Raw genomic sequence first — 24,208 nt, 5'->3', positions numbered from 1 at the left:
CCGAATTTCTTGACGACCATAGAGCGTTGGAACCACCTGATCCCATCCCGAACTCAGAAGTGAAACGATGCATCGCCGATGGTAGTGTGGGGTTTCCCCATGTGAGAGTAGGTCATCGTCAAGATTAAATTCCGAAACCCCAATTGCGAAAGCAGTTGGGGTTTTGTTTTGCCCGCAGGAAAGTTTTTGCTCGCGTCAGCGAACAAATTTGCACAGTTATTTTCGAATCAGAACACTAGAATAGATCCCAACTTTTTCGGAGTCAGAGCCCTTATGTCGGATTCGGTTGACGCCCCCGGGCTGTCAGATTTACCGCTGGATGACTTGGTGGCCTGCCATGAGTGCGATCTGCTGATGCGCAAGCCCAAGCTTGCTCACGGCGAAAAAGCTCTCTGTCCACGCTGCGGTTACGAACTGTACGCTCACCGTCATAACGTGGTGCAGCGCAGTCTCGCCCTGGTCATTGCCGCGTTGTTGCTCTACGTGCCGGCGAACTTTTTACCCATCATGCAGCTCAATCTTCTCGGGCAATCGTCGCAGGACACTGTCTGGAGCGGTGTGATCGGTCTTTTCAACACCGATATGCGCGGTGTTTCAGTGGTGGTATTCCTTTGCAGCATGGCGATTCCGCTGCTGAAACTGCTGTGCCAATTGATTGTGTTGCTGACGATCCGTTTCAACACCGGACGCAGTTATGGCCTGCTGCTCTACCGCATTTATCACCACCTCAAAGACTGGGGCATGCTCGAGGTCTACCTGATGGGCGTCCTGGTCGCAATCGTCAAACTGGCGGACATGGCAGCTATCACCGTGGGCCTCGGTCTGGTGTGTTTCATCGGCTTGTTACTGGTTCAGGTCTGGCTCGAAGTGGTGATGTCGCCGCACCAGATCTGGCAGGCGTTATCAGGAGAAGATGCCCATGCGGGCGATTGATGCAGGCATTCTGATCTGTACCGAATGCCACGAACTGAACAGGCAGGATACCGACAGCGATGTGCAGACCTGCACTCGATGCGGTGCGCTGGTTCACGCCCGGCGGCCCAATAGTCTCGCGCGAACCTGGGCGCTGCTGATCACGGCCGCAATTATCTACATCCCGGCCAACGTATTGCCGATCATGACGGTCAGCTCACTGGGCCAGGGTGATCCGAGCACGATCATGTCCGGTGTCATCCAGCTGGTGCAGCACGGCATGATTCCGATCGCCGCCGTGGTATTCATCGCCAGTATTCTGGTGCCGACGTTCAAACTGGTGGGCATCGCGCTGCTACTGTTTTCTGTGCAGCGTCGCCAGCCCTTGTCCGCCCGTCAGCGGATCTGGATGTACCGCTTCATCGAGTTCATCGGTCGCTGGTCGATGCTCGATATTTTCGTGATCGCCATTCTGGTGGCGGTCGTCAACTTCGGCCGGCTTGCCAGCGTCGAAGCCAATCTTGGCGCCATCGCCTTCGCCAGTGTGGTGATTCTGACGATGCTCGCCGCTGTCACTTTCGATCCCCGACTGATTTGGGATAACACGGAGTCGGACGCCGACCATGACTGATTTGCCTGTAGCGAAAACCCGACCGGCTTCGAACTGGTCCGCCATCTGGGTGTTGCCCCTGATCGCCCTGATTATCGGTGGCTGGCTCGGCTGGCGTGCCTATACCGAAACCGGCATCGAGATTCAGGTGCGTTTTGAAAGTGGTGAAGGCATTCAGGCCAACAAGACCGAAGTGGTCTACAAAGGCATGCCGGTCGGCAAGGTGAAAGCCCTCAAGCTCGATGATGAAGGCAACTCCAAAGGTGTCATCGCGACCATCGAGATGAACAAGGATGTCGATCAGTACCTCAAGACCAGCACCCGATTCTGGCTGGTCAAGCCAAGCGTGACCCTGGCCGGGATCACCGGTCTGGAAACTCTGGTTTCGGGTAACTACGTCGCCATCAGCCCCGGCGAAGGCGAGCCGACTCGCAAGTTCAAGGCCCTGGCCGAAGAGCCACCGCTATCGGATTCCAAGCCCGGCCTGCACTTGACCATCAAGGCCGATCGCCTCGGTTCGTTGAATCGTGGCAGCCCGGTTTTCTACAAACAGATCAAAGTCGGTCAGATCAAAAGTTATGTGCTGTCGGAAGACCAGAGCACGGTCGAGCTCAAGGTATTCATCGAACCGACTTACGCCAAACTGGTGCGCAAACACACCCGTTTCTGGAACGCCAGCGGCATCAGCATCGACGCCAACCTGTCCGGCGTGAAAGTGCGCAGCGAATCTCTTGCCAGTATCGTCGCCGGCGGTATCGCCTTCGCCACCCCGGAGAACCGCAAGGACAGCCCGCCCACCGATCCGAGCCTGCCGTTTCGTCTCTATGAAGACTTCGACGCGGCCGCCGCCGGCATCCGTGTGAAGGTCAAACTCAGCGATTTCGAAGGCCTGCAGGCCGGGCGTACCCCGGTGATGTACAAGGGCATTCAGGTCGGTAACCTGAAAGCGCTGAAGATCGATCCGGACCTGTCCAGCGCAACCGCCGAGCTGACCCTCGATCCGCTGGCCGAAGACTATCTGGTCACCGGCACGCAATTCTGGGTGGTCAAACCTTCGATCTCACTGGCAGGCATCACCGGTCTGGAAGCGTTGGTCAAAGGTAACTACATCGCGGTCCGTCCGGGCGACAAGGGTGGTGCGCCACAACGTGAGTTCGAGGCCCGGCCAAAAGCACCGCCGCTGGATCTGCGCGCACCCGGGCTGCACCTTGTGCTGTTCACCGACACCCTCGGTTCGATCGATGTCGGCAGCCCGATTCTCTACAAGCAGGTCAAGGTCGGTTCGGTGCAGAGCTATCAGTTCTCCAAGACCCGCAAGCAACTGGTGATCGGCGTCCACATCGAGAAGGAATACGAAAACCTGGTCAACGCCTCGACCCGGTTCTGGAACGTCAGCGGCGTCACGCTGACTGGCGGTCTGACGGGCGGCATTCAGGTCAAGAGTGAATCGTTGCAGACCCTGATGGCCGGCGGCATCGCCTTCGAAACGCCGCAAGCCAAGGCGCCGCTGCAAAAACGCATTCCACGCTTCCGTCTGTTCGCCAGCCACGACGAAGCGAATCAGAAAGGCGCTGTCGTCACCATCAAGGTCGATCGCGCGGACGGTCTGCGCAGCGGCACACCGGTTCGCTTCAAAGGTCTGGACGTCGGCAAGATTGAAAGTGTCGACCTGACCGATGATCTGCAATCGGTGATCCTCACCGCGCGCATCACTGAAGTGCCGGAGAAGATCGCCCGGGTCGGCAGTCAGTTCTGGGTGGTCAAACCGGAGTTGGGGCTGATCAAGACCTCGAACCTGGAGACCCTGGTTACCGGCCAGTACATCGAAGTGCAACCGGCGGCCAAGAACCTCGGCCCGCAGAAGAACTTCGTGGCCCTTGCCAATCCACCGGAGGTGACCAAGCAAGAGGCTGGTTTGAGTCTGGTATTGAGCGCTGCTCGTCGTGGCTCGCTGAAACCGGGTGTGCCGGTCACCTACCGCGAGATCACCGTGGGCAAAGTCACCGGCTACGAACTGGGCCAGACAGCGGATCGCGTACTGGTGCACATCCTGATCGAACCGAAGTACGCGCCACTGGTGCGCAGCGGCAGTCGCTTCTGGAACACCAGCGGCGTCGGTTTCGATATCGGCTTGTTCAAAGGCGTGACCATGCGCACCGAGTCGCTTGAAACAGTGATTCAGGGCGGTATCGCCTTCGCCACCCCGGACGGCGAGAAGATGGGCAATCCGGCCCGCGCCGAACAAACCTTCCCGCTGTTCGACAAGTTCGAAGACGAGTGGCTGAACTGGGCGCCGAAAATCCCCCTCGGTAAATAATCCGGGAAATATGGGGCGTTGTTGAGGGCGCCTTCGCGGGCTTGCCCGCGAAGAGGCCCTGTCATTCAGCACAAAATTCCAAGACATAAAAAAGGCCGCGATCCAATGGATCGCGGCCCTTTTTTGTACCCGTCAGTTACGCATCAAACCGCATCCAGCTCCGGCTCGTCCGCGTCGACGTTGATCGTGGCCTTCACCACATCGTGGCGACGGATGTACTTCCAGTCCGCCTCGTCGATGTAGATGCCGGCCGGGCCGCTGCCACCTTCCAGGTCGATGGCGACACTGGCGCAGACCTGCGGCTTCACGCTCGCCAGAATCGGCACGAAGCCCAGTTGCAGGCTGGTTTCCAGCAGGGCGGCCTGGTTCTTCTCGTCGATGTCCGCCGCCTCGTCGAGGTAGTACGGCAGACGCACGCGGCCGGCCAGGTCGCGGTCCATCAAGTGCAGCAACAAGTACATGTTGGTCAGCGCCTTGATGGTCATCGTGGTGCCGTTGGACGCCGCGCCGTCGATGTCGGTGTGGATCACCGGCTGGCCGTTGACCTTGGTGATCTCGAACGCCAGTTCGAACAAGTCCTTGAGGCCGAGCTGGTTGTGGTTCGCCGCCACCAGCCGTGCCAGGTATTCCTTGGCCTCTTCGTTCTTGTTGTCCTGTTCCGCGCTTTGGCTCAGGTCGAACACCGACAGGGTTTCGCCTTCTTCGTACTGACCGGCGCTGTGGATGATCTGGTCGATGTGCTTGAGGGCTTCCTTGTTCGGTGCGAGCACGATGCGGAAGCTCTGCAGGTTGGACACCTGACGCTTGTTGATCTCGCGGTTGAACAGCGCCAGTTGGTGCTCGAGGCTGTCGTAGTCGCTGCGGATGTTGCGCAGGGTTCGGGCAATATCGGTCACGGCTGCACGACGGGCCTTGCCGAGGGTCAGGGCTTCGTCGGTACGGTGCGCGTAAGCGTTGATCAGCAACGACAGGCGGCGCTCCATGTCGTCTTCGCTGTCGAACTTGGCCACGCCCTTAAGGCGCACCTGTGCGTAAAGCGCTTCAATCTGACCGTCGGCACGCAGCAGGCCTTGCCAGCTGTCCTGATAGTCGTTGAGCAGCGGCAGCAGGTTGTCCATCGAATCGTCGACCGGATCCATGAACGGCGTACCGAACGGCAGGTCTGCCGGCAACAGCTGACGGCGACGCAGGGCGTCGTCGAGGGTGCGTTGCTTGGCTTCCATGTCGGCGATCTGCCGGCCGACCAGTTGCAGCTTGGCCGACAGTTGCTGGACGCGCTCGGTGAACGCATCGCTGGAGCGTTTGAGTTCGTCCTGCGCGGCCTCCATCTGCGCCAGTTGCTCGAGCTTGTCGCCTTCTTCGGCGCTCAAGGTCTGGGTGCGACGGAAGTCTTCCAGCGCCTTCTGCGCATCCAGTACCTGCTGGTACAGCGCCTCGGTCTGGGTCTTGCTCGCAGCGCGGTCGGCGGCTACGGCTTGTTGGGTCTTGAGCTGCTTGAGCTCTTTTTCCAGGCGTTCTTTCTGATCGCGCAGCGCGGCGCGGTCGGCCAGCGCTTGCAGCGCCGGCGGCTCGATGTGCGAGATGTCGATCGACAGGCCCGGCACTTCGAAACGCTCGCCCTTGAAACCGTCGAGGATCAGCTCGACCGACTTCACCCATTCGCCATCCTCGTCGAGGGTGATGCCATGTTCGCCCAGCGGCAGGCTGAACAGCGCGCTGTTGAACAGGCGCATCAGACGTTCGACGTCCTGCTGCGAGAACTCTTCGCGCAGGCGCGCGTAGCTGTTGTTGTCGGCGTGATCGAGTTGCTGCTTCACCGACTTCAGGCGTTTTTCCAGATCGCGAAGACGTTCCTCCAGATCCTCGGCGCTGAACTGACGGGACTGCGCCAGTGCACCGGCCAGTTCGTCGTGAGCGTCCTTGGCCGCCAGCAGTTGCTGCTCCAGCACCTTGACGTCATCGACCAGCGCAAAGCGGTTTTTCAGTACCGACAGTTCGCCAAGCCAGCGCTGGATGCCGGAGATTTCCCGTTCCAGACGCATCAGTTCCTGAGTGCCACCCCGCTGATCGTTTTGCAGGTCGTCCTGCTCGCGGCGGTAGTGTTCGGCCTGAATCGTCAGCTCTTCCTTGCGGGCCGTGGCGTAGTCCGACCACGTGCCGAGCAGTGAGTCGAGCAGCGGCGACAGGCGATGCAACTTGCCGCGCAGCACGTCGCGCTGTTTCACGCCGTTGGCCAAGGCTTCGACCAACGGGCCGGCGGCCACCAGCGAGTTGTAGTCCTGTTCCATGCGACGCACATCGCGGAAGGCTTCTTCGCACGCCGCGATGTAGTCGACGCTGCCGGAACGCAGGCTGTGTTCGAAGGCATCGAGGAACAGCTGCTTGAGCTTGGCTGCGGTGATTTCGCGCATGTGCAACAGGTTGATGAACAGTGCGCGGAAGGTCTTCAGACTCTGCTCGCTGGTGGAGCGCAGTGGAATCAGGGTCAGATCCAGCGGGATCGACGTGTGACCGCCCACCAGCAAACGACGCAGTTCATCAGGCTTGAGCTCGTAGGCTTTCAGGCCTTCCTTCTCAAGGTTGCTGAACAGTTCTTTCTGACGCAGGCAGGTGTCGTTTTTCTGGTAATGCGCCAGATCCAGCTTGCCGGCGTAGGCAAAGAACTGGTGCCCGAAACCGCCGCCCGGGCCGCGGCCGACCACACCAATCACGTGCGGGCCGTGAGGCAGGTTCACTTCGACGAGGATATAGCTGGTGTCGGATGCAAAGTAGAACCGCCGGGATTGTTCCAGGCTGTACTTGCCGAAACTCATGTCCGACATGCGCGCCAGGATCGGGAACTGCAAGGCGTTGATCGAGGCGGATTTACCGAGGTTGTTCGCGCCGTAGACCGACAGTGGTTCTTCCAGCGGGAACAGGCCGAGGCTGTAACCGGCGGTGTTCAAAAGGGCAAAGCGGCGGATGCCGTAGCGTTCCTGGCTCATGCGTCGGACTCCTGTTCTTCGGCAATGGCGCGGGCCAGTGCGTCTTCTTCGCTCTCTTCCTCAAATTCGGAAAGATCGAGCGGGTCGTCGGTGGCGAGAAATTTGGCCTCGGCGGCTTCGTCGATCAGCACCGGTGCCGGCAGCGGCAGAACGCTGTGGACGCTGGCCGCCAGATCACGGTCCTGCTGCACCGACAGGCACACGTCGAGGAAACGGTGCATCGGCGGCAGGAAACGGTACACGCCGTTTTCCTCGCTGGCGAAGCCGAGCTGGGTCATGCGGCGCATGATCTTTTCTTCCAGCTCTTCAACGGTCTGCACTTCGGCTTGGATGAACAGGTCGCGGTACTTTTCCAGCAGCGATGGCAGTTCTTCGCGGCCGAGGCTGCCGCCGTCGAGCACGGCGATCGGATCGCGGCCCTGATCGGCCAGATGCTCGACGAGGATGAAAGTGAACAGCGCCAGACGCTGAGCGGTCTTGTTCACCGCTGCGGCAGCCATGTCCGGCACGAAGTAGTAGAAACCACGGGTGTCGCAGACCAGTTCGAAACCCAGTGCCTTGAACAGCGTGCGGTACTGGTCCTGGAAATTCGACAGTTGTGCATACAGCTCAGGATCACGGCGGCTGACGTGGTAACCCTTGAACAACTCGCGGAAGATCGGCGCCAGTTGCGACAGTTCGGAAAGATCAAGATGCATTAGACGTACCTGCAGAGAGGGTGCTCGCAGAATCCTCGGTGGCGTCGCCGGCCGAGAGCAGGGCGAAGGAGCGCAGACTGACCTGGTGCTCCTGAGTGTGGTATTCGCGGCGTTCCAGACGCTCGCGCTTGAAGCGTTTTTCCCGCGACAGGCGCGAGAACCAGTAAAGCAATTCGTCGGTCGCGCCGTCCGGCTCCTGCTCCAGCAGCCAGGTCATCAGATCCGGCATTGGCAGGGACTCTTCGCAACGGTCGACCATTTCGCGCACGGTGCGCGGTGCACGCGGCGCATCGCCGGTCTTTTGCGACTTGTGCGCCTTGGGGAAGCGCGCCGGTTTCGGCTCGAAACGGGCCAGGGCGTAGACGTAGGCTTCAACCTGACTGGCGCTGCCGAGGAAGGTGCTTTGCGGCCGGGTGAACAGCGGCATCGCGGCTTGCGGCACGGCGTCGATGCCTTTGCGGCGGATCGCCGCCAGCGCCAGAGCAGCACCACGGGTCACGGCGTTGTGTCGGCGCGCTTCTTCACGCAGCGGCAGCAGCAGTTCCCGGGCGTGGCGCAGGGTCAACTGGGCGCTGGTCTGCATCTCCAGGATGCGCGCGTGAGTACGCAGCAGCATGTCGTCATCGACCAGATGGCCGAGGCGCTGCTGTTCGCTAAGCATCTTCAGCAGCACAGTTTCGACCTTGCGCACGCCTTGTTCGAAGGCGCCGTCGGCGTTCACCAGATCGATCATTGGCTCGACGTATTCGTCCCAGGTCGCCAGTACTTCAGCGTAACGCTGACGCAGCGGAATCTGTCGGTCGCTGGTCTTGGCCCGTTCGGCCACGGCCACCAGCGCCTGTTCGTCGTTATCGAGTTTCTTCAGAACGTCGCGCACGCGCATGTCGAGCAGGCGCAACTGACGGGCCAGATCATTGCCGTCACGGACGTCGAACGCATCCTGGATATAACCGGCCAGACGCTCGAGGTGGCGCAGATAGGCTTCGATCTCCAGGCACAGGCCCAGACGGTGCTCGCGGCGCAGGTAGGCCAGGAAATCGTGGATCTGCGCATTGAGCTCGAAACGGTTCGGGCTTTTCGCCACGGGAACCAGAATGTCGAGGCGGATCCACACGTCAAGCAGGCTGGTGATGTCCTGCGGCGTGCTGTCCAGTTGTTGGGCGGCCAGTTGCGTGCGCAGTTCGTTTAGGCTCAGGGTGCCCTGGTCGAAGTGCTCGCACAGTGGCTCCAGAAGTGCCCAGTGTTCAGCGAGGGCGCGCAAGACGCGCTTGGGTTCGATCATCGGAATGGCCGGCTGGTTGGCGATTAAAAGCCGCGATTGTACTGCATCACGAAGGATGCGATTCACTCTCGGGACGGGCTGTCGCTTTTCTTTGCGTCAAGTTATCGGTCAAGACTATCGATCAACAGCGCGCGATCTTGAGCGAACGGCGGTAGAATCGGCGCACTTCAGTTATCCACAAGTGGCCGACCCTTGCTAATCGAGTCCCGCCGCCGCGCCTATTTGAACGCCATGCAGGTGGTCAACTGGCTGCCGCGCACCGAATTGCCCTTTGCCGCCCCGTCGCGGCCCGAGCTGCTGGACATGCCCGAGCCCGAAGTTGCCGCGCCGCAGATCCCGGCAACCCCGGTCGAAGCGCCGGTGCAGCCGGCCGCGCGTCCGGTCGAACGGCCGAAGATCGAGATTGCGCGACCTTCGCCGGCCAGTCCCCGCACGGGCGCCAAACCGGTCGAAGAAGTCGACGAAACACCTGTGGTGTCCAGGCCGGCACCGGTGCCGCCACCGCGGTTTGCCCTGCAATTGCTGCGCGCCGGCCGTTGCCTGCTACTGGTGGAGTTACCCACAGGCGAAGCTTTCCAGTCCCGCGATCCTGCCTATCTGTTACTTAAGGACATGCTGCGTGCCGCCGGTCTGCCGGACGCGCCGCAGATTGTCGGTGAGCCGGTGCGTTGGCCATGGCTGAACCGCGGCACGATGGATCAGGGCCCGGAAGCGGCCCGGGATTTCGTCCAGGGTTTCCTGTCGGTGCAGATGGAGGCGGCGCCGTGCGCCTGCCTGTGGCTGATCGGCCTGCCGGCGGTGCGCTTTGCCGGTGAAGCGGATGCCGAGGCGTTCAACCGTGAGTTGCAGATCGAGGGTCTTGGCCTGGCGTGGGCGGTGCCGGGGCTGGAATTGTTGATGGAAGAGCCACAGCGCAAGGCCGCCGTGTGGCAAGCCATGCGTCGGCTGATGGCGCGCTGGAAAGAATCGAATGAGTGACGCTGTATCGTTTCGCCCGATGACCGAGGCGGATCTGGACGCTGTGCTGAAGATTGAATACGCCGCGTACAGCCATCCGTGGACCCGCGGGATTTTTCTCGACGGCCTGGGCAAGTACCAGATCTGGCTGATGTTCGAAGGTGAGCAGCAAGTGGGACACGGGGTGGTGCAGATCATCCTCGATGAGGCGCACTTGCTCAACATCACGGTCAAGCCGGAAAACCAGGGGCGCGGACTGGGGCTGACCCTGCTCGAATACCTGATGTCCCGCGCCTACGCGGCCGATGCCCGGGAATGTTTCCTGGAAGTGCGCGACAGCAACACGTCAGCCTTTCGCCTGTACGAACGCTACGGCTTCAACGAGATCGGCCGGCGCCGGGATTACTACCCGGCGGTCGGCGGGCGTGAAGATGCCGTGGTCATGGCCTGCACGCTGGTCAATTGAAACGTTGAAGCATCGCGGGCAAGCCCGCTCCCACAGGTTTTAGTGTCGTATACATAATTTGAGTACGACCCGGATCTCTGTGGGAGCGGGCTTGCCCGCGATGGCGTCCTGTCAGGCAATACAAATCAACGCTTGCGATCCAGCGGATCGCGGCGCGCCAGCTCCGCCTCATCCAGTCCGTTGCCGCCGCCGATGTCGTCCTCGTCGACCACGCTCAGATCCCAATCGGCCTGATTGTCGCCGCCGAGCTCCTGGGCATCCCGGGCACCGTCCTCACGAATCAGGGTTTCCGGGCTCAGGTCATCGTCGGTGGGCTCATGGTCGGCGGTCGATGCCCCGGTGAGACCCGCTTCGCGCACACGCTCACGGGGCAACAACTGTTCGCGCTCGCGCTCGGGCAGTTCCTCGCCGATCTTTGCGCTGGGCTGTTCGTCGTCGAAGTCCAGCTCATGCACTGAACCCATGCGGTCTTCGTTATCATCGATGGGCTCCGGTTGCACCGCATCGAAGGGACGTCGTGTATCAGTCATGGCAATTCCTCATACTGTGGGCCTTACTGGGATGGACTCACCGGGCGCACCAGAAATTCAAAGCAAATCACCCTTGATTCCGGAGTGACCCCGACCGGCGGTCGACTGTCATACCAGCGCATCTTTCTTGAGGCCTTACAGCATGCATGACTTACAAGACCTGATTGATAACAACGAGCGTTGGGCTGACGCGATCACCAAGGAAGACCCGGATTTCTTCGCCAAGCTGGCCCGCCAGCAGACACCGGAATATCTGTGGATCGGCTGCTCCGACGCGCGGGTGCCGGCCAACGAAATCGTCGGCATGCTGCCGGGCGATCTGTTCGTTCACCGCAACGTCGCCAACGTGGTGCTGCACACCGACCTCAACTGCCTGTCGGTGATCCAGTACGCGGTGGACGTGCTCAAGGTCAAACACATCCTGGTGACCGGACACTACGGCTGCGGCGGTGTGCGGGCGTCGATGCAGGATCGCCAGTTCGGCCTGATCGACGGCTGGCTGCGTTCGATCCGCGACCTGTACTACGAAAAACGCGAAGAACTGGCCAAGCTGCCGACCGAAGAAGAACAGGTCGATCGTCTGTGCGAGCTCAATGTGATCCAGCAAGTGGCCAACGTCGCCCACACCAGCATCATCCAGAACGCCTGGCATCGCGGGCAGAGCCTGTCGATCCACGGCTGCATCTACGGCATCAAGGATGGTCGCTGGAAGAGCCTGAACACCACGATCAGCGGTTTCGAGCAATTGCCGCCGCAATACCGCTTGCGCCCGGTCGGCGCGCCTTGATCGGTCGTTCAGCGTAAACCTTGCCGACGCCGCCAGCTCAGCAGATAGCGCTGGCCTTCAAGATTGGGTGATTCGTCGTAACCGGTGATCCACCCACGGCAGCGCGAGGACCCGCAACCGCAGGCGAACTGGCGCAGCAGTTTGTCTTCGGTGGCGGTGTAGTCCACCGTCAGCCGTTCTCCCTCGACAATATCTCGCAGGGCCCACACCCATAACTCGCTCATGTCGAGAAAGGTGTTCGGGTCGCAGCAATGCTCGAACGCGCCGCAAAAGCGCGGATCGTAGAGATGGATACCGGCCAGCATCTGCCGGGTCTGCCGACAGCGATAAGGCAGCAGTTGGCCTGAAACCCGACACATTCGGGTGATTCGCAGGAATGCCCGGCACGCTATGACAGCGGTGGCCACCCCTTCGGGGTCGTGAACAATCTGGAAATCCTGCTTCGACGGAAATCCGAGGCGGACGGGGAGTCCGGCAAAAGGATAAATGCCTTCGGTATCGCGTGCCGGTTTGCCCGGTAATGCGTATGTGTTCATAACGGTCCCTGTTGGCTTCGGTGTCGCGACTTCCGTCGGCTGACGTCCTGTCAGTCCTGCAACACGCTGATTGGATCCAAGATCCTGCAAATTACCCCAGCGGTCTACTGTCAGATCTGACAGTCGAAATAGACGCTTTCCCGCGTCAGCCAGGACTGACACGGGAGCACCACATGTCCGTTCAGAGATGGGCGGCGGGCGCGGCCATGTCCGGCAGCGGGCTTTTCAGCTGTTGCAGCTGGGATTTGATCGGTGCGGTCGAGCAGGTCTTGTCCGCTTGTGCCACGGTCTGGTTGCGGATCGTGGTGTAGAACAGCTCGCAGGTCTTGGCTTTCTGTGTCACTTGCCAGGTCTGGGTGCAGCTGTTGAGCAGGGTCTTGGGATCGGTGCCGGGTTTGCTGCCCATTCCGGCCTGCCAGCAGGCGGCGCTCAAATCTTGTCCCATCACCTTCAGACCGGCTGCATCGGCCTTGGCCTGGGCATCGTCGCCGGTGTAGTTGCTCGGATCGGCGGCGTACCAGATGTAGCTCGGGTGGTTGGAACCCAGCACCGGCACGTTCACGCCCGCGCTCGGGCTGATGGTTGCCAGACCCAGTACATTCACGGTCGGCCCGTATTGCTGCTTGATCCAGTTACGCACCGGCGCACCAAAGGCAACCATTGGCAGCACGGCGCCGCTGGCGTTCTGGCTGACCTGCTTGACCATGGTGGTCTGGTAATCCTTGAAGTAGTCGTACACGCCTTCCAGATCCTTGCCGGCGCTGGCGGGCGCGGCGATCGGGGCGATGTCGATGATGGTCTGGTAAGCCGGCGTCTGATCGGCGGGGATGCCATTGTCGGTCAGCAGCGCGGCCCAGCGGTCGGTGGTGTTCGAGCGCAGGTAATCCTGGGCCTGGGTCAGCGAGTAATCCGGCGGGAAGTGCAGCAGCTCGACACTTTTGCGGTTTTCCAGAGCCATGCCGAGTGGCAGGAACAGGTACCAGCTGTACGCCCATTTGCCGTCGGCGTTGAGTTTGCTGGCGCCGTTATAGGCCAGGTCGCCGGCGTCCAGCAGCGCGGTCAGCGGTTTGTCGTAGCCCTTCGGTACGCCGCTGATTTCGGCGTAGAGCTGATCGTTGTCGTTTTTCACCAGCACTTTGGCGTTGGTGTAGCCGTCGCGCTGCACGCTCTGGCTCAGGTAATGGGCGACGGTCTGCTCCAGCGTCCAGTTGCGAAAGCAGATCACGCTGCAATTGTTGGGGTAGGCGAAGAGACGGGTAACGCGCTCGGTGCTGCCCAGTTTCAGGTCGACATCGGCGTGGGCGGCGGCGCTCAACGTGAGCGCCGCGAGGGTGAGGCCTGCAAGTTTCAACATGCTCAGATCCTTTTCAGCGAGGGTAAAACCTTGGTGGAGGGGCAATCCGGCCCGCATCTAGCCTAGCCGGGGAACAGGAGTTTCAGCGAATAACCGAGCTGACTGGCGAGAATCACGCCGGTCATGACCACCAGAAACAGCAGTTGCAGCGGGCTGAAATGCGCCCAATGCAGCGCGGTCAGCCAAGGGTGCTTGTCGCTGAACTCCGGGTCGAGCGTACCGATGCGCCGCTTGTGCCAGAGCCCGATCAGGATCACCCCGATATAGGTGAAGGCTCCCAGACCTCCGAGCATGACCGAGAACAGCAGGATCATGACGGCTTGCGGCAGGCCATGGCGCAGCACGAGCCAGCGTGTATCAGGGTTCCATCGGCGTGGAATGATCCTTTCGGTCAACCACAGATCCTGAACGATCAAATGGGCGCTGATCAGAAACCAATAACTCAAGCCGATCCGGAAAAACCAGACAGGAACACAGGCGAAGGCCAGGGGAATGACGATGCTCATGGCCGTGGTCTTGTGCTCGGCAGGCAGATAGAACAGCCACAGCGCCAGCGCAATCGCAGCCCATGACCGTAACCAGGTTTCGGCGGCGATGTAGCGTGGCAAGAACCGTCGCCAGTAGAAAACGTCGGCGTACGGCAAACGGGCGAGCAGGTCGGGGAAGCGCCACTTGAGGGTTTCCGACAGTTGCTGGCAGGCCTGCCAGTCAGCCGGAATGAACCGGTCGGTCATGTCTTTCTGTTGCCGCGGCTTCATCGGGCTGATCAGCATCCGCGCGGCGAGCGCGTCGGGCGACCCGTTGCGCTGATCTTCGGCCCGGGCGCACAGGGTGTCGTAGAGGCTTTCCTGGTTGCAGCGCTCAATCAGCGCCTGCCAGAGCCAGTCCGGTTGCGGATGAATGCCCTTGGTGTCGTCCCAGCCGAACAGTTGGGACACACGGTCGAACAGCGGCACGCTCCATTCCGTGTCCTGCAGCAGTTGCAGGATGATCTGCTGCCAGTGTTCCCGACGGTCGAACACCTGGAGCCAGGGTTGGGCCGTATAAGTCTTGAGCTGCGCGAGAAATTCACGCTCGTTCTGCGAGGCGAGCAATGCCTCCAGCGATTGCCGGTAGTCCATCAGCAACTCGGTGGCAAGAATGCCGCGCTGCCCGTCGCCGATCACGATCTCCTGCCACGGGCCCAGCCATCCGAGGTGCTGCACTGCCCAACGGGCAATCGAAAGGCGCAGGGCGGGATGGTCGAAGCACAACGTCAGCAACAGTGTCTGGAACGCTTGCGCACAATCCTGCTGGCGCGCTTGCTCCCAGCGTTGGTCCAGATTGGTGTCCGAGAGGCCGTTCAGCAATTGCGACGCGGCTTCAACGGCCGGATCAACGGTCGGCTCCACAGGCTCCGGATTCAGGGGCTGTACCCGCAAGACCGGCGACTCGAGCGGTGCTTCGGGCGCGGCCGGGGTCACCGGTTCGAATGGCGGCGAAGGGTAATCCCACGCATCGGTTCCGGTCTTCTGCAGTGGCTGAGCCATGGACTGCTCTTGTACCGCCAGCGCGGCGATCCCCGGAGCCAGCATGACGTCGCCGTGCTCCTCGGTCTCCTCGTTTTCAAGGCGCCATTGGGCAATCGACAGCGCGCGCTCATAGGCTTCGCGCAGGCGCTGAAAACCTGCGGCATCCTCATCGGGCCGAAAGACTTTCAGCAGGCGCGCATAGCTGCGCTTGATATCACGCAGCCCGGCGTCCTCGGGCAGTTGCAGGACAGACCAGCATTCCATGTCGTGCTTCCTTACTGCCAAGGGTTACGGTCGAGGGCGCTCAACTGTTTGCTCAGTTCGGTACGGGTTTCACGGATCTGCCGCTCGTCCTGGGAATCCAGCGCCTGCTGGAATTGCTTGGCCCAGTAGCCGATCTGATCGCGCAGGTCACCCAGGCTTTCCTGATAGAGACGTTCCAACCGTGCACTGAGCAGAGTGTTCACCTGCTGCTCGCGCGGATGGATCTTCAGTTGCGCCAGGGCTTGCAGGCGCTGCTGGATCTCCTCGGGCGTCAGCACGCCGGGGTTGTTCTCGATGACCAGCGAGTGTTGCTGACCGGTCAGGGGAATGCTGACCTGGGCTTCGAGCAAGCCGTTGTTGTCGTAGGTGAAGCGCACATCCAGCTCGACTTCGCCGGCCTTGCGCTTGGGCACCTTGATGTCCAGTTGGCCGAGCGCCACGTTGTCTTTGACCAGGCGGCTTTCGCCCTGAAAGATCTTCACGACGACCTGTTCCTGGTTGTCGTGAAGGGTCTGCACGGTTTTCACCCGGCTGACCGGGACGATGCTGTTGCGTTCGATGATCGGCAAGTAGTGACCGCTTTCATACTGGCGACCGACCTGCGTGGAAGTCTCGATCCCCAGGGTGTAGGAACAGACATCGGTGAGCACCACTTCTTCCAGCGCGGCCGAACGGGCCTTGAGTGCTGCCTGAATCGCGGCGCCCTGAGCCACGACCTGATCCGGATCGAGGCTGATCGACGGGAAACGGCCGAACAGCCCGGCGGCAAGTTTGCGCACCAGCGGCATGCGGGTGGTGCCGCCGACCAGCAGGATCTCATCGAGGTCGCTGACGCGGATGCGTGCGTCCCGCAGGGCCCGTTCGATCGGCGCGCGCAGGCGTTCGAGCAGCGGCATGTACAACGTCGCCATCTGCGCCTGAGTGATGGTCTGCGTCCATTGCTTTTCGCCGACCTGCAATCTGAATTCGGTGCTGGCGTCCTGGCCCAGTGCGCGGCGTACGCGCTCGGCTTCGCGGCGCAGCGGCTGGAGGATGGTGGAGCGCTCGGGGAAGTCCGAGACGTTGCGATGCTGATCGATAAAGTGCTCGAGCAGCACATTGTCGAAATCCTCGCCGCCGAGGAAGTTGTCACCGGCGCTGGCGCGCACTTCCATGACGCCCTCGAAGAGTTCGAGAATCGACACGTCGAACGTGCCGCCACCCAGGTCGAACACCAGGAACGACGTTTCCTTGTCCCGTTGGTGCAGGCCGTAGGCGAGTGCGGCGGCGGTGGGTTCGTTGATCAGCTTTTCGACTTTCAGGCCCGCCAGTTCACCGGCGATGCGCGTGGCCTTGCGCTGGGCGTCGCTGAAATAGGCCGGCACGCTGATCACGGCTTCCGTGACGGTCTGGCCGTAGGTGCGCTCGACGTCTTCTTTCAGGCTCTTGAGCACCAGCGCCGACAGCTCTTCGGGACGGAATTTTTTATCCCCGAGGTAGACCTCCGTCGCACTGCCCATATGGCGTTTGAACAGCGACGCAGTCAGGCGCGGATGAGTGTGCAGGCGTTCGCGGGCGGCTTGCCCGACCAGAATCCGGCCCTGATCGTCCAGGCCCACCACGCTGGGTGTCAGAAACTGCCCCAGGGCGTTGGGCACCAACTCAGTGGCATCGCCGCGCCATACGGCAACAAGGCTGTTGGTGGTTCCCAGGTCAATCCCGACGATCATTGCAACGAACTCCCTTTGCGCTCAGACAAAAAATGAAACAGATATGGGGCGCGCAAGAATATTACCGAGGCAGTGGCGCGGTAAAGAAAGATGATGGCTCTGAGCCATTATTTGCGACAGGCAACCGCAGGAGAGATCGTTCGGGTCGTTTTTGTCGAAGGAAAGACAGGGCGCCGGAGCCGGCGTCCTGTCGTCATCGTTTACGGCATGACGGGCGGCAGATACGAAAGCGTCGTACCCAGCGCCCACAGCAGTACCAATACCAGCGGCGTATGCACGAGTAATTGCACAAACGAGAAACCGATCAGATCCCGCGCCTTCAGCCCCAGCACGCCCAGCAGCGGCAGCATGTAGAACGGGTTGATCAGGTTCGGCAGGGCTTCGGCGGCGTTGTAGATCTGCACCGCCCAGCCGAGGTGATAGTTGAGATCGTTGGCCACCTGCATCACGTATGGCGCCTCGATGATCCACTTGCCGCCACCGGACGGAATGAAGAAACCGAGAATCGCCGAGTACACGCCCATCAGCAACGCATAGGTGTCGTGGGAAGCGATGCTGACGAAGAACGTCGAGATGTGATGGGCCAGGGTCTGGGCATCGGTGCCCTTGACCGTGGTCATCAGCGCGGCAATCGAGCCGTACAGCGGGAACTGGATCAGCACCCCGGTGGTGGTCGGCACGGCGCGCGACACTGCATCGAGGAAACTGCGCGGGCGCCAGTGCAGCAACGCGCCGAGCATGATGAACAGGAAGTTATAGGTATTGAGCCCGGAAATCGCGGTGATGGCAGGTTTGGTCGAGAACTCGTGGAACAGCCAACCGGCCGCCAGCAGCACCAACAGGATGATCAGCAGCGGGCTGTGCTCCAGCCATTCGCCGGGCCGGGTGCGCGGTTGCAGCGGCGGCAGGTTGAAGGCCGGATCGATGCCGCAGGCCCTGGCGTCACGCGCCGAGTTCGGGCCGGGCGCGGTGGCGTAGGCGATGATGATCGAAATCACGATCAGTGCCAGCAGCATCACCCCCGACTGCCAGAGGAAAATCGTCTGGGTGAACGGGATCACCCCGGTGATCGACAGGATCGACGGCGGCAGGCTGGCCGGGTTGGCCTGCAACTGCGCGGCGGACGACGACAGGCCCAGCGCCCACACGGCGCCGAGGCCAAGGTAGGCGGCGGCACCGGCGGCGCGGTAGTCCATTTTCAGATCGGTGCGGCGGGCGAGGGCGCGGACCAGCAAACCGCCGAACACCAGCGACAGGCCCCAGTTCAACAAGGACGCGACCATCGAGATCAGGGCGACCCAGGCCACGGCCGAGCGACCGTTCTTCGGGATCCGCGCCAGGCGATCGATCAGTTTCACCGCGGGCGGCGAGCTGGCCACCACGTAACCGCCGATCACCACGAAGGCCATCTGCATGGTGAAGGGGATCAGGCTCCAGAAACCGTCGCCGAAGGCCATGGCGGCATCGGTGGGCTTGGCGCCCATGGCCAGGGTGGCCAGTGCGACGATGATCACGGCAAGTGCGGCGAACACCCAGGAGTCGGGAAACCAGCGTTCGGCAAAACTGGAGCAGCGCAAGGCAAAGCGCGCAGAGCGGCTATCTTCGATATCAACGGCCACGGGAGTACCTCGGATTTTTATGTTTATTGTGGTCTTCGGGGCTTGGCCGGCCCGTCTGGACAGGTGCCAACAGTAAATCAACCGGCGGATTTTTGTGACCGTGTTTCACTGAATCAGACTATGGTCTAACGGGTTGTCCGGCGGACCGTTTGCGTAGACCATGGGCGCCTTGGTTTTTTGCCTGCCAGAGTTCTTTGCCATGACTGCCCATTCCACTGCCCGACCGGCGCCGTTCAGCCGTTCCGACTACAAGACCCTCGGCCTTGCGGCACTGGGCGGGGCGCTGGAGATCTACGATTTCATCATTTTCGTGTTCTTCGCCCTGACCCTCAGCCAGCTGTTCTTCCCGCCGGAAATGCCTGAGTGGCTGCGCCTGCTGCAAAGTTTCGGGATCTTTGTCACCGGCTATCTGGCGCGCCCGCTGGGTGGAATCCTGATGGCGCATTTCGCCGACCGGCTGGGGCGCAAGAAAGTTTTCAGCCTGAGCATCCTGATGATGGCGCTGCCGTGCCTGCTGATCGGGATCATGCCGACCTACGCGCAGATCGGCTATTTCGCACCGCTGTTGCTGCTGGCGCTGCGCATCCTGCAAGGCGCGGCGGTGGGCGGTGAAGTGCCGAGCGCCTGGGTGTTCGTCGCCGAGCACGCGCCGGCCGGGCATCGCGGTTATGCGTTGGGCTTTCTGCAGGCCGGGCTGACCTTCGGTTATCTGATCGGCGCGTTGACCGCGACCTTTCTTGCGCAGGTGTTCACACCGGCTGAGGTGCTGGATTACGCATGGCGTTATCCGTTTCTGCTGGGCGGTGTATTCGGCGTGATCGGCGTCTGGCTGCGCCGCTGGCTGAGCGAAACCCCGGTGTTCATGGCCATGGAGGCGCAGCGCGAGGCGCGGGTCGAACTGCCGCTGCGCACTGTGCTGCGCGACCATCGCCTGGCCATGTTGCCGGCCATGCTCCTGACCTGCGTGCTGACCTCGGCAGTGGTGGTGTTCGTGGTCATTACCCCGACGATGATGCAGAAAACCTTCGGCATGACTGCCGGCCACACCTTCGCGTTAAGTGCGCTGGGCATCGTCTTTCTGAACATCGGCTGCGTGATTGCCGGACGACTGGTGGATCGCATCGGTGCCTGGCGCACGGTCATGCTCTACAGCCTGCTGCTGCCGCTGGGGATCGGCCTGCTTTACACCTGCCTGATCAGCGGTGGGGATTGGGTCGGTCTGGCCTATGCCATCGCCGGGTTGTGCTGTGGCGTGGTCGGTGCGGTGCCGTCGGTGATGGTCAGCCTGTTCCCGGCGCGGATCCGCGTTTCCGGGATCTCCTTCACCTACAACATTGCCTACGCCGCCTGGGCCAGTGTCACACCGTTGCTGCTGATCGGTCTGATGCCATGGAGCCCTTGGATCTGTGTGATGTTCTGCACAGCGATGGGCGCGGTGGGCGTCTTCACTGCGGCGTATTTCGGTTCGCGCATGCCGCGCGCAGAACAGTGTCCGGTGGCCGGCACTGCCTGATTTGTCGAGGCGTAACTATTTTTGTAGGACAAGCCTCAAGCGCTCTTCAGAAAAGATTTCCAAGGCCGATGGTTAGGCTGCATATCCGCTATCCATCCAGTCCATCGGTGCTTTCCCATGTTCAACAAACGCCTGAAGCAAGAGCTGGCGGCTCTTCGTGAAGAACTCTCCAGCCTTCTGCAAGTGAAGGAAAGCCTGGAAAGCGAGATGCTGGTGCTTACCCTTGAGCCCGACGGACGGATTCAGTCGGTCAACCAGAATTTCCTCAGTGAAATGTTCTACAAGAGCCAGGACCTGATTGGCCGAGCGATCGAAGACATCGTGCCGGCCCATGTGAAGTCCGACGATTTTCATCACCGCTTCAAGGCCGCTTTGACCCGTGGCGAGCATTTCGCCGGCGCTGTGCGACTTTCCCGCGGTAATGGCGAAGAGGCGTGGTTGCGTTCGATCGCCCAGCCGATTCGTTCATCGGATGGCCGGATCAAGCATTTCTCGATTTTCTCCAGCGACCTGACCCGCACCATCGAGGCCTCCCGCGAACACGAGAACCTGATCGGCGCGCTGGTGCGTTCGACCGCCGTGATCGAGTTCGACCTCAGCGGAAATGTGCTGACTGCCAACGACCGGTTCCTCCAGGGCATGGGTTACAGCCTGGCGCAGATCCAGGGCAAACATCACCGCCAGTTCTGTGAGCCGGAGGAGTACAACAGCGCCGAGTACCAGAATTTCTGGCGTCGCCTGAACAACGGCGAATTCGTCGCCGGCCGTTTCAAGCGGGTCGACAGCCATGGTCGGACGGTCTGGCTGGAGGCGTCCTATAACCCGGTGCTCGACGCCAACGAAAAACTCTACAAAGTGGTGAAGTTCGCCACGGTGATCACCGATCAGGTCAATCAGGAACAGGCTGTCGCCGACGCCGCCAACATCGCCTACAGCACGTCCCTGCAAACTGACAGCACCGCCCAGCGCGGCACCCGTGTGGTAACTGAAGCAGTCAACGTGATGCGCGATCTGTCGAAACACATGCAGACCGCCGGCGAGGGCATCGAGGCGCTGAACGAGCAATCCCAGGTGATCGGCACCATCGTCAAGACCATCAGCGGCATTGCCGAACAGACCAACCTGCTGGCGCTGAACGCCGCCATCGAAGCCGCTCGCGCCGGTGAGCAGGGCCGGGGCTTTGCGGTGGTGGCCGACGAAGTGCGGCAACTGGCTTCGCGCACCAGTCAGGCGACCGAAGAAATTGTCGGTGTGGTGCGCCAGAACCAGGACATGGCGCGCAACGCCGTGGCCCTGATGACTGACGGCAAGCAACAGGCAGAACAAGGGTTGGCGCTGGCGGCGGAGGCGGGTACGGTAATCGTCGAGATTCAGGATGGCGCGCAGAAAGTGGTGGATGCGGTCGGCCAGTTCGCCAACCAGTTATCGAGCTGATGCCTGTCGGGCGAAGGGATGGTTCGCGGTCATCCCTTCGTTGTTTCTATCCCGCTACAATCGGCTCTTTTTCCCGGAGCAGATCCCATGCGCGAGTCCTTCCGTCGCCCGGTTCCCCTGAACAAAGCCTACCGCCTGCTCAATCACGGGCCGACCGTGCTGGTCAGTGCCGCCCATGACGGGCAGCGCAACATCATGGCCGCTGCGTGGGCCATGCCGCTGGATTTCGATCCGCCGAAAGTGGCGGTAGTCCTCGACAAATCCACCTGGACCCGACAACTGCTCGAGGCCTCGGGCACCTTTGTTCTCAACGTTCCCTGTGTGAATCAGGCTGACATCGTGCAGACCGTGGGTTCGACTTCGGGTCTTGAAATCAATCGGGATCAGGGGCGGGACAAGTTCCAGGCTTATGGCCTGCCGACTTTCGCCGGTGAGCAGGTCGATGCACCGATGCTGGACGGTTGTGTCGCCTGGCTCGAATGCCGGTTGCTGCCGGAGCCGCGCAATCATGAACAGTACGATCTGTTCCTGGCCGAGGTCATTGCGGCACAGGCTGATTCGCGAGTCTTCAGCGATGGACGCTGGCACTTCGAGGGGCATGACGGCTTGCGCACGCTGCACCATGTGGCCGGTGGACACTTCCTGACGATTGGCGATCCGGTGGATGGCAAGACGCTGTCGGTGTGAGCGCCGCCTGATGACAGGTCATGGCCGGATGTTGCAATACAAAAAAGGCTTGCCTCTCGGTAAGCCTTTTTCAGTTGGCTGGTAGGGAATTCAATCCCCTAACGCTACTCCTTCGCGCCGAGGATCTGCCCCACCCGCCAGCGTTGCATTTCCCTGGGCATCCTTGACCCGCACGATGGCCTGGGTGCCGCTGGTCATGTCGATTTCGCTCACAGCGTGGCCCTTGTCCTTGAGTGCCTGGATCAGCGTCGGGCTGAACTGGCCCTGTTCCAGTTCGGTGGGGCCGTTGCGGCTGCCGAAGTTGGGCAGGCTGATGGCGCTTTGCGGGTCGAGGTTCCAGTCGAGCAGACCGACGGTGGTTTTGGCCACGTATTCGATGATCTGCGAGCCGCCGGGCGAGCCGACGGTGGCGACGAATTCGCCGCTGTTGCGATCAAAGATCAGGGTCGGTGCCATCGACGAGCGAGGGCGTTTGCCGGGCTCTACGCGGTTGGCGACTTTCTGTCCGTTCTCTTCGGGAATGAATGAGAAGTCGGTCATCTGATTGTTGAGCAAGAAGCCCTGAACCATCAGGTGCGAGCCGAACGCTGCTTCGATGGTGGTGGTCATCGACACGGCGCCACCGAAGTCATCCACCGCGACCACTTGCGAGGTGGAAATGCGCAGCGGCGAGCGATCCGGCGCGTAGGCGACTTCCACGCCCGGCGGTGTGCCGGGTTTGGCGCTGCCCATGCTGCGTTCGCCGATCAGGCTGGCGCGGCTGGCCAGGTAACCCGGATCGACCAGGCCTTTGACCGGCACCGGCACGAAATCGGTATCGGCTACGTATTGCGCGCGGTCGGCGTAGGCCAGACGTTCGGCTTCGGCGATCAGGTGCACGGCTTGCGGCGCGGGCTCGATAGCGGCGGGTTTATCGGTTTGCACAGGCTTGAGCGGCGTCAGGGACAGGCGCGGATCGCGGGTTTCCAGCGCCTGCAAGGTGCCGAGAATCTGCGCCACCGCAATCCCGCCCGATGAGGGTGGCGGCATGCCGCAAACCTGCCAGCGCTTGTAGTCGGTGCACAGGGGCGCGCGCTCCTTGGCCTGATAGTGCTGAAGGTCGGTCAGTGACAGGCTACCGGGGTTGGCGTGCCCCTGAACCTTGGCCACGATCTCTTCCGCGATCGGGCCTTTGTACAGCGCGTCCGCACCTTCATTGGCGATGCGTTTGAGCACGCCGGCCAGCGCCGGGTTTTGCAATCGCGTGCCGACTGCCTTGACGCTGCCGTCGCTGTTCAGAAAGTACCTGGCCATGTCCGGCGAACGGCGAATCACCGGATCGGATTCCAGCAGCGAATGCAGGCGCGGGGAAATTGCAAAGCCCTGTTCCGCCAGTTTGATCGCCGGCTCGAACAACGTCGCCCACGGCAAACGGCCGTGCTTTTTGTGCGCCAGTTCCAGCGCTCGCATCACGCCCGGTGTGCCGACGGAGCGTCCGCCGATCTGCGCCTGCGGGAACGGCATCGGTTTGCCGTCGGCCTGAAGAAACAGCTTCTCGGTCGCGCCGGCCGGTGCGGTTTCGCGACCGTCGTAGGTGCGCACCTGTTTACCGTCCCACAGCACGATCATCGCGCCACCGCCGATCCCGGAGGACTGCGGCTCGACTAGGGTCAACACGGCTTGCATCGCGATGGCGGCATCGATGGCGGAACCACCCTGACGCAACATCTCGCGACCGGCCTCGGCGGCCAGCGGATTGGCAGCGGCGGCCATGTGTTTTTCAGCGTGGCTGGCTTGCAGGCCGGTGCGGTAACCGGAGGCGGCTTCCGGTGCCAGCGGCAGGGTCGAGGAGGGCGGTGCGTTACAGGCCGTGAGGGCGATGGAGCTGACGATCAGAGCCAGGGCGGGCAGGCGAAAACGGTTCAGGGGCAGGGCTGGAAACACGCGGGCTCTCCGTCCGTGGGATAAAAGTCTGACGGACTGTATCGGCCGACCGTGTACGACGCAAACCGCAGGTATCTTTGTCCTTCATGCCTTGGCGGATTTTCTGTAGGGTCAT

General features: G+C 61.5%; 19 protein-coding genes, 1 rRNA gene and 1 pseudogene. 11 read left to right on the top strand and 10 right to left on the bottom strand.

Annotation, left to right across the window (positions count from 1 at the left end; genetic code table 11):
• Positions 1 to 8: 8 nt before the first annotated feature.
• From rrf to CAF79_RS25790, 4 genes are all read left to right on the top strand, one after another.
• Positions 9 to 124 (top strand): 5S ribosomal RNA (gene rrf, locus CAF79_RS25805).
• Between the two features lie 149 nt (positions 125 to 273).
• The gene (locus CAF79_RS25800; protein WP_085700925.1) at positions 274 to 933 is read left to right on the top strand and encodes a paraquat-inducible protein A; all 660 of its coding nucleotides are present in this window, start codon (positions 274 to 276) and stop codon (positions 931 to 933) included.
• The gene (locus CAF79_RS25795) at positions 920 to 1,543 is read left to right on the top strand and encodes a paraquat-inducible protein A (protein WP_007951771.1); all 624 of its coding nucleotides are present in this window, start codon (positions 920 to 922) and stop codon (positions 1,541 to 1,543) included. Before CAF79_RS25800 ends, CAF79_RS25795 begins: the two co-directional genes overlap by 14 nt.
• Positions 1,536 to 3,839 carry a PqiB family protein gene (locus CAF79_RS25790; RefSeq protein WP_085700924.1) on the top strand — a complete coding sequence of 768 codons (2,304 nt, stop codon included), beginning with the start codon at positions 1,536 to 1,538 and terminating at the stop codon, positions 3,837 to 3,839. The genes CAF79_RS25795 and CAF79_RS25790 overlap by 8 nt, the downstream gene beginning before the upstream one ends.
• A gap of 143 nt (positions 3,840 to 3,982) precedes the next feature.
• Here CAF79_RS25790 and mksF read toward each other — a convergent pair whose 3' ends face one another.
• Genes mksF through mksB form a run of 3 tightly spaced genes read right to left on the bottom strand, consistent with a single transcriptional unit; the run spans position 3,983 to position 8,803 of the window.
• Positions 3,983 to 6,823 carry an Mks condensin complex protein MksF gene (gene mksF, locus CAF79_RS25785; RefSeq protein ID WP_085700923.1) on the bottom strand — a complete coding sequence of 947 codons (2,841 nt, stop codon included), beginning with the start codon at positions 6,821 to 6,823 and terminating at the stop codon, positions 3,983 to 3,985.
• Positions 6,820 to 7,521 carry an Mks condensin complex protein MksE gene (gene mksE / locus CAF79_RS25780; protein WP_007951764.1) on the bottom strand — a complete coding sequence of 234 codons (702 nt, stop codon included), beginning with the start codon at positions 7,519 to 7,521 and terminating at the stop codon, positions 6,820 to 6,822. The genes mksF and mksE overlap by 4 nt, the downstream gene beginning before the upstream one ends.
• Positions 7,511 to 8,803 (bottom strand): Mks condensin complex protein MksB, encoded by a 1,293-nt coding sequence (mksB, locus tag CAF79_RS25775; RefSeq protein ID WP_170929660.1) that lies wholly within the window; start codon positions 8,801 to 8,803, stop codon positions 7,511 to 7,513. The genes mksE and mksB overlap by 11 nt, the downstream gene beginning before the upstream one ends.
• A 231-nt stretch (positions 8,804 to 9,034) precedes the next feature.
• On the opposite strand from mksB, the gene CAF79_RS25770 reads away from it, so the two are divergent.
• A complete protein-coding gene (locus tag CAF79_RS25770) occupies positions 9,035 to 9,781 on the top strand; it encodes an energy transducer TonB (protein ID WP_085700921.1) in 747 nt (248 codons plus the stop codon).
• Entirely contained in the window at positions 9,774 to 10,226 is a 453-nt protein-coding gene (gene rimI / locus CAF79_RS25765) for a ribosomal protein S18-alanine N-acetyltransferase (RefSeq protein ID WP_085700920.1), read from the top strand. The genes CAF79_RS25770 and rimI overlap by 8 nt, the downstream gene beginning before the upstream one ends.
• 125 nt (positions 10,227 to 10,351) lie before the next feature.
• Here rimI and CAF79_RS25760 read toward each other — a convergent pair whose 3' ends face one another.
• Positions 10,352 to 10,756 carry a serine kinase/phosphatase gene (locus CAF79_RS25760; RefSeq protein WP_085700919.1) on the bottom strand — a complete coding sequence of 135 codons (405 nt, stop codon included), beginning with the start codon at positions 10,754 to 10,756 and terminating at the stop codon, positions 10,352 to 10,354.
• 142 nt (positions 10,757 to 10,898) lie between these two features.
• Here CAF79_RS25760 and can point away from each other — a divergent pair, with 142 nt between their 5' ends.
• A complete protein-coding gene (gene can, locus CAF79_RS25755) occupies positions 10,899 to 11,543 on the top strand; it encodes a carbonate dehydratase (RefSeq protein WP_007951756.1) in 645 nt (214 codons plus the stop codon).
• 8 nt (positions 11,544 to 11,551) lie between these two features.
• On the opposite strand, the gene CAF79_RS25750 is transcribed toward can, so the two are convergent.
• The 5 genes from CAF79_RS25750 to CAF79_RS25730 form a co-directional block, all read right to left on the bottom strand.
• The gene (locus CAF79_RS25750; RefSeq protein ID WP_085700918.1) at positions 11,552 to 12,079 is read right to left on the bottom strand and encodes a lysine methyltransferase; all 528 of its coding nucleotides are present in this window, start codon (positions 12,077 to 12,079) and stop codon (positions 11,552 to 11,554) included.
• A gap of 181 nt (positions 12,080 to 12,260) precedes the next feature.
• A complete protein-coding gene (locus CAF79_RS25745; protein ID WP_085700917.1) occupies positions 12,261 to 13,433 on the bottom strand; it encodes a hypothetical protein in 1,173 nt (390 codons plus the stop codon).
• 62 nt (positions 13,434 to 13,495) lie between these two features.
• Positions 13,496 to 15,208: a J domain-containing protein gene (locus CAF79_RS25740; protein WP_085700916.1), complete on the bottom strand. Its 1,713-nt coding sequence runs from the start codon at positions 15,206 to 15,208 to the stop codon at positions 13,496 to 13,498.
• A gap of 11 nt (positions 15,209 to 15,219) precedes the next feature.
• Complete coding sequence (locus CAF79_RS25735; protein WP_085700915.1) at positions 15,220 to 16,917, bottom strand: molecular chaperone HscC; 1,698 nt, start codon at positions 16,915 to 16,917, stop codon at positions 15,220 to 15,222.
• A 200-nt stretch (positions 16,918 to 17,117) separates the two neighbouring features.
• Positions 17,118 to 18,536, bottom strand: coding sequence for a short-chain fatty acid transporter (locus tag CAF79_RS25730; protein WP_085700914.1), 1,419 nt, complete (start codon positions 18,534 to 18,536; stop codon positions 17,118 to 17,120).
• A gap of 199 nt (positions 18,537 to 18,735) precedes the next feature.
• Here CAF79_RS25730 and CAF79_RS25725 point away from each other — a divergent pair, with 199 nt between their 5' ends.
• The 4 genes and pseudogenes from CAF79_RS25725 (at position 18,736) to CAF79_RS25715 (ending at position 22,170) form a co-directional block, all read left to right on the top strand.
• Complete coding sequence (locus CAF79_RS25725) at positions 18,736 to 20,049, top strand: MFS transporter (protein ID WP_085700913.1); 1,314 nt, start codon at positions 18,736 to 18,738, stop codon at positions 20,047 to 20,049.
• A gap of 117 nt (positions 20,050 to 20,166) precedes the next feature.
• A pseudogene (locus CAF79_RS29815) lies at positions 20,167 to 20,895 on the top strand (PAS domain-containing protein); the annotation flags it as partial.
• Between the two features lie 156 nt (positions 20,896 to 21,051).
• Positions 21,052 to 21,483, top strand: a complete 432-nt coding sequence (locus tag CAF79_RS29810) for a methyl-accepting chemotaxis protein (RefSeq protein WP_371857323.1) — start codon at positions 21,052 to 21,054, stop codon at positions 21,481 to 21,483.
• A gap of 87 nt (positions 21,484 to 21,570) precedes the next feature.
• On the top strand, positions 21,571 to 22,170 hold the full coding sequence (locus CAF79_RS25715) for a flavin reductase family protein (RefSeq protein WP_085700911.1): 600 nt from the start codon (positions 21,571 to 21,573) through the stop codon (positions 22,168 to 22,170).
• Between the two features lie 90 nt (positions 22,171 to 22,260).
• Here the strand turns inward: CAF79_RS25715 and ggt are convergent, their stop codons facing one another.
• The gene (gene ggt / locus CAF79_RS25710) at positions 22,261 to 24,093 is read right to left on the bottom strand and encodes a gamma-glutamyltransferase (RefSeq protein ID WP_085700910.1); all 1,833 of its coding nucleotides are present in this window, start codon (positions 24,091 to 24,093) and stop codon (positions 22,261 to 22,263) included.
• Between the last annotated feature and the right edge of the window lie 115 nt (positions 24,094 to 24,208).

This window comes from Pseudomonas sp. B26(2017), assembly GCF_002113045.1.
GTDB lineage: Bacteria > Pseudomonadota > Gammaproteobacteria > Pseudomonadales > Pseudomonadaceae > Aquipseudomonas.
This window is presented reverse-complemented; position numbering and strand designations above follow the sequence as displayed.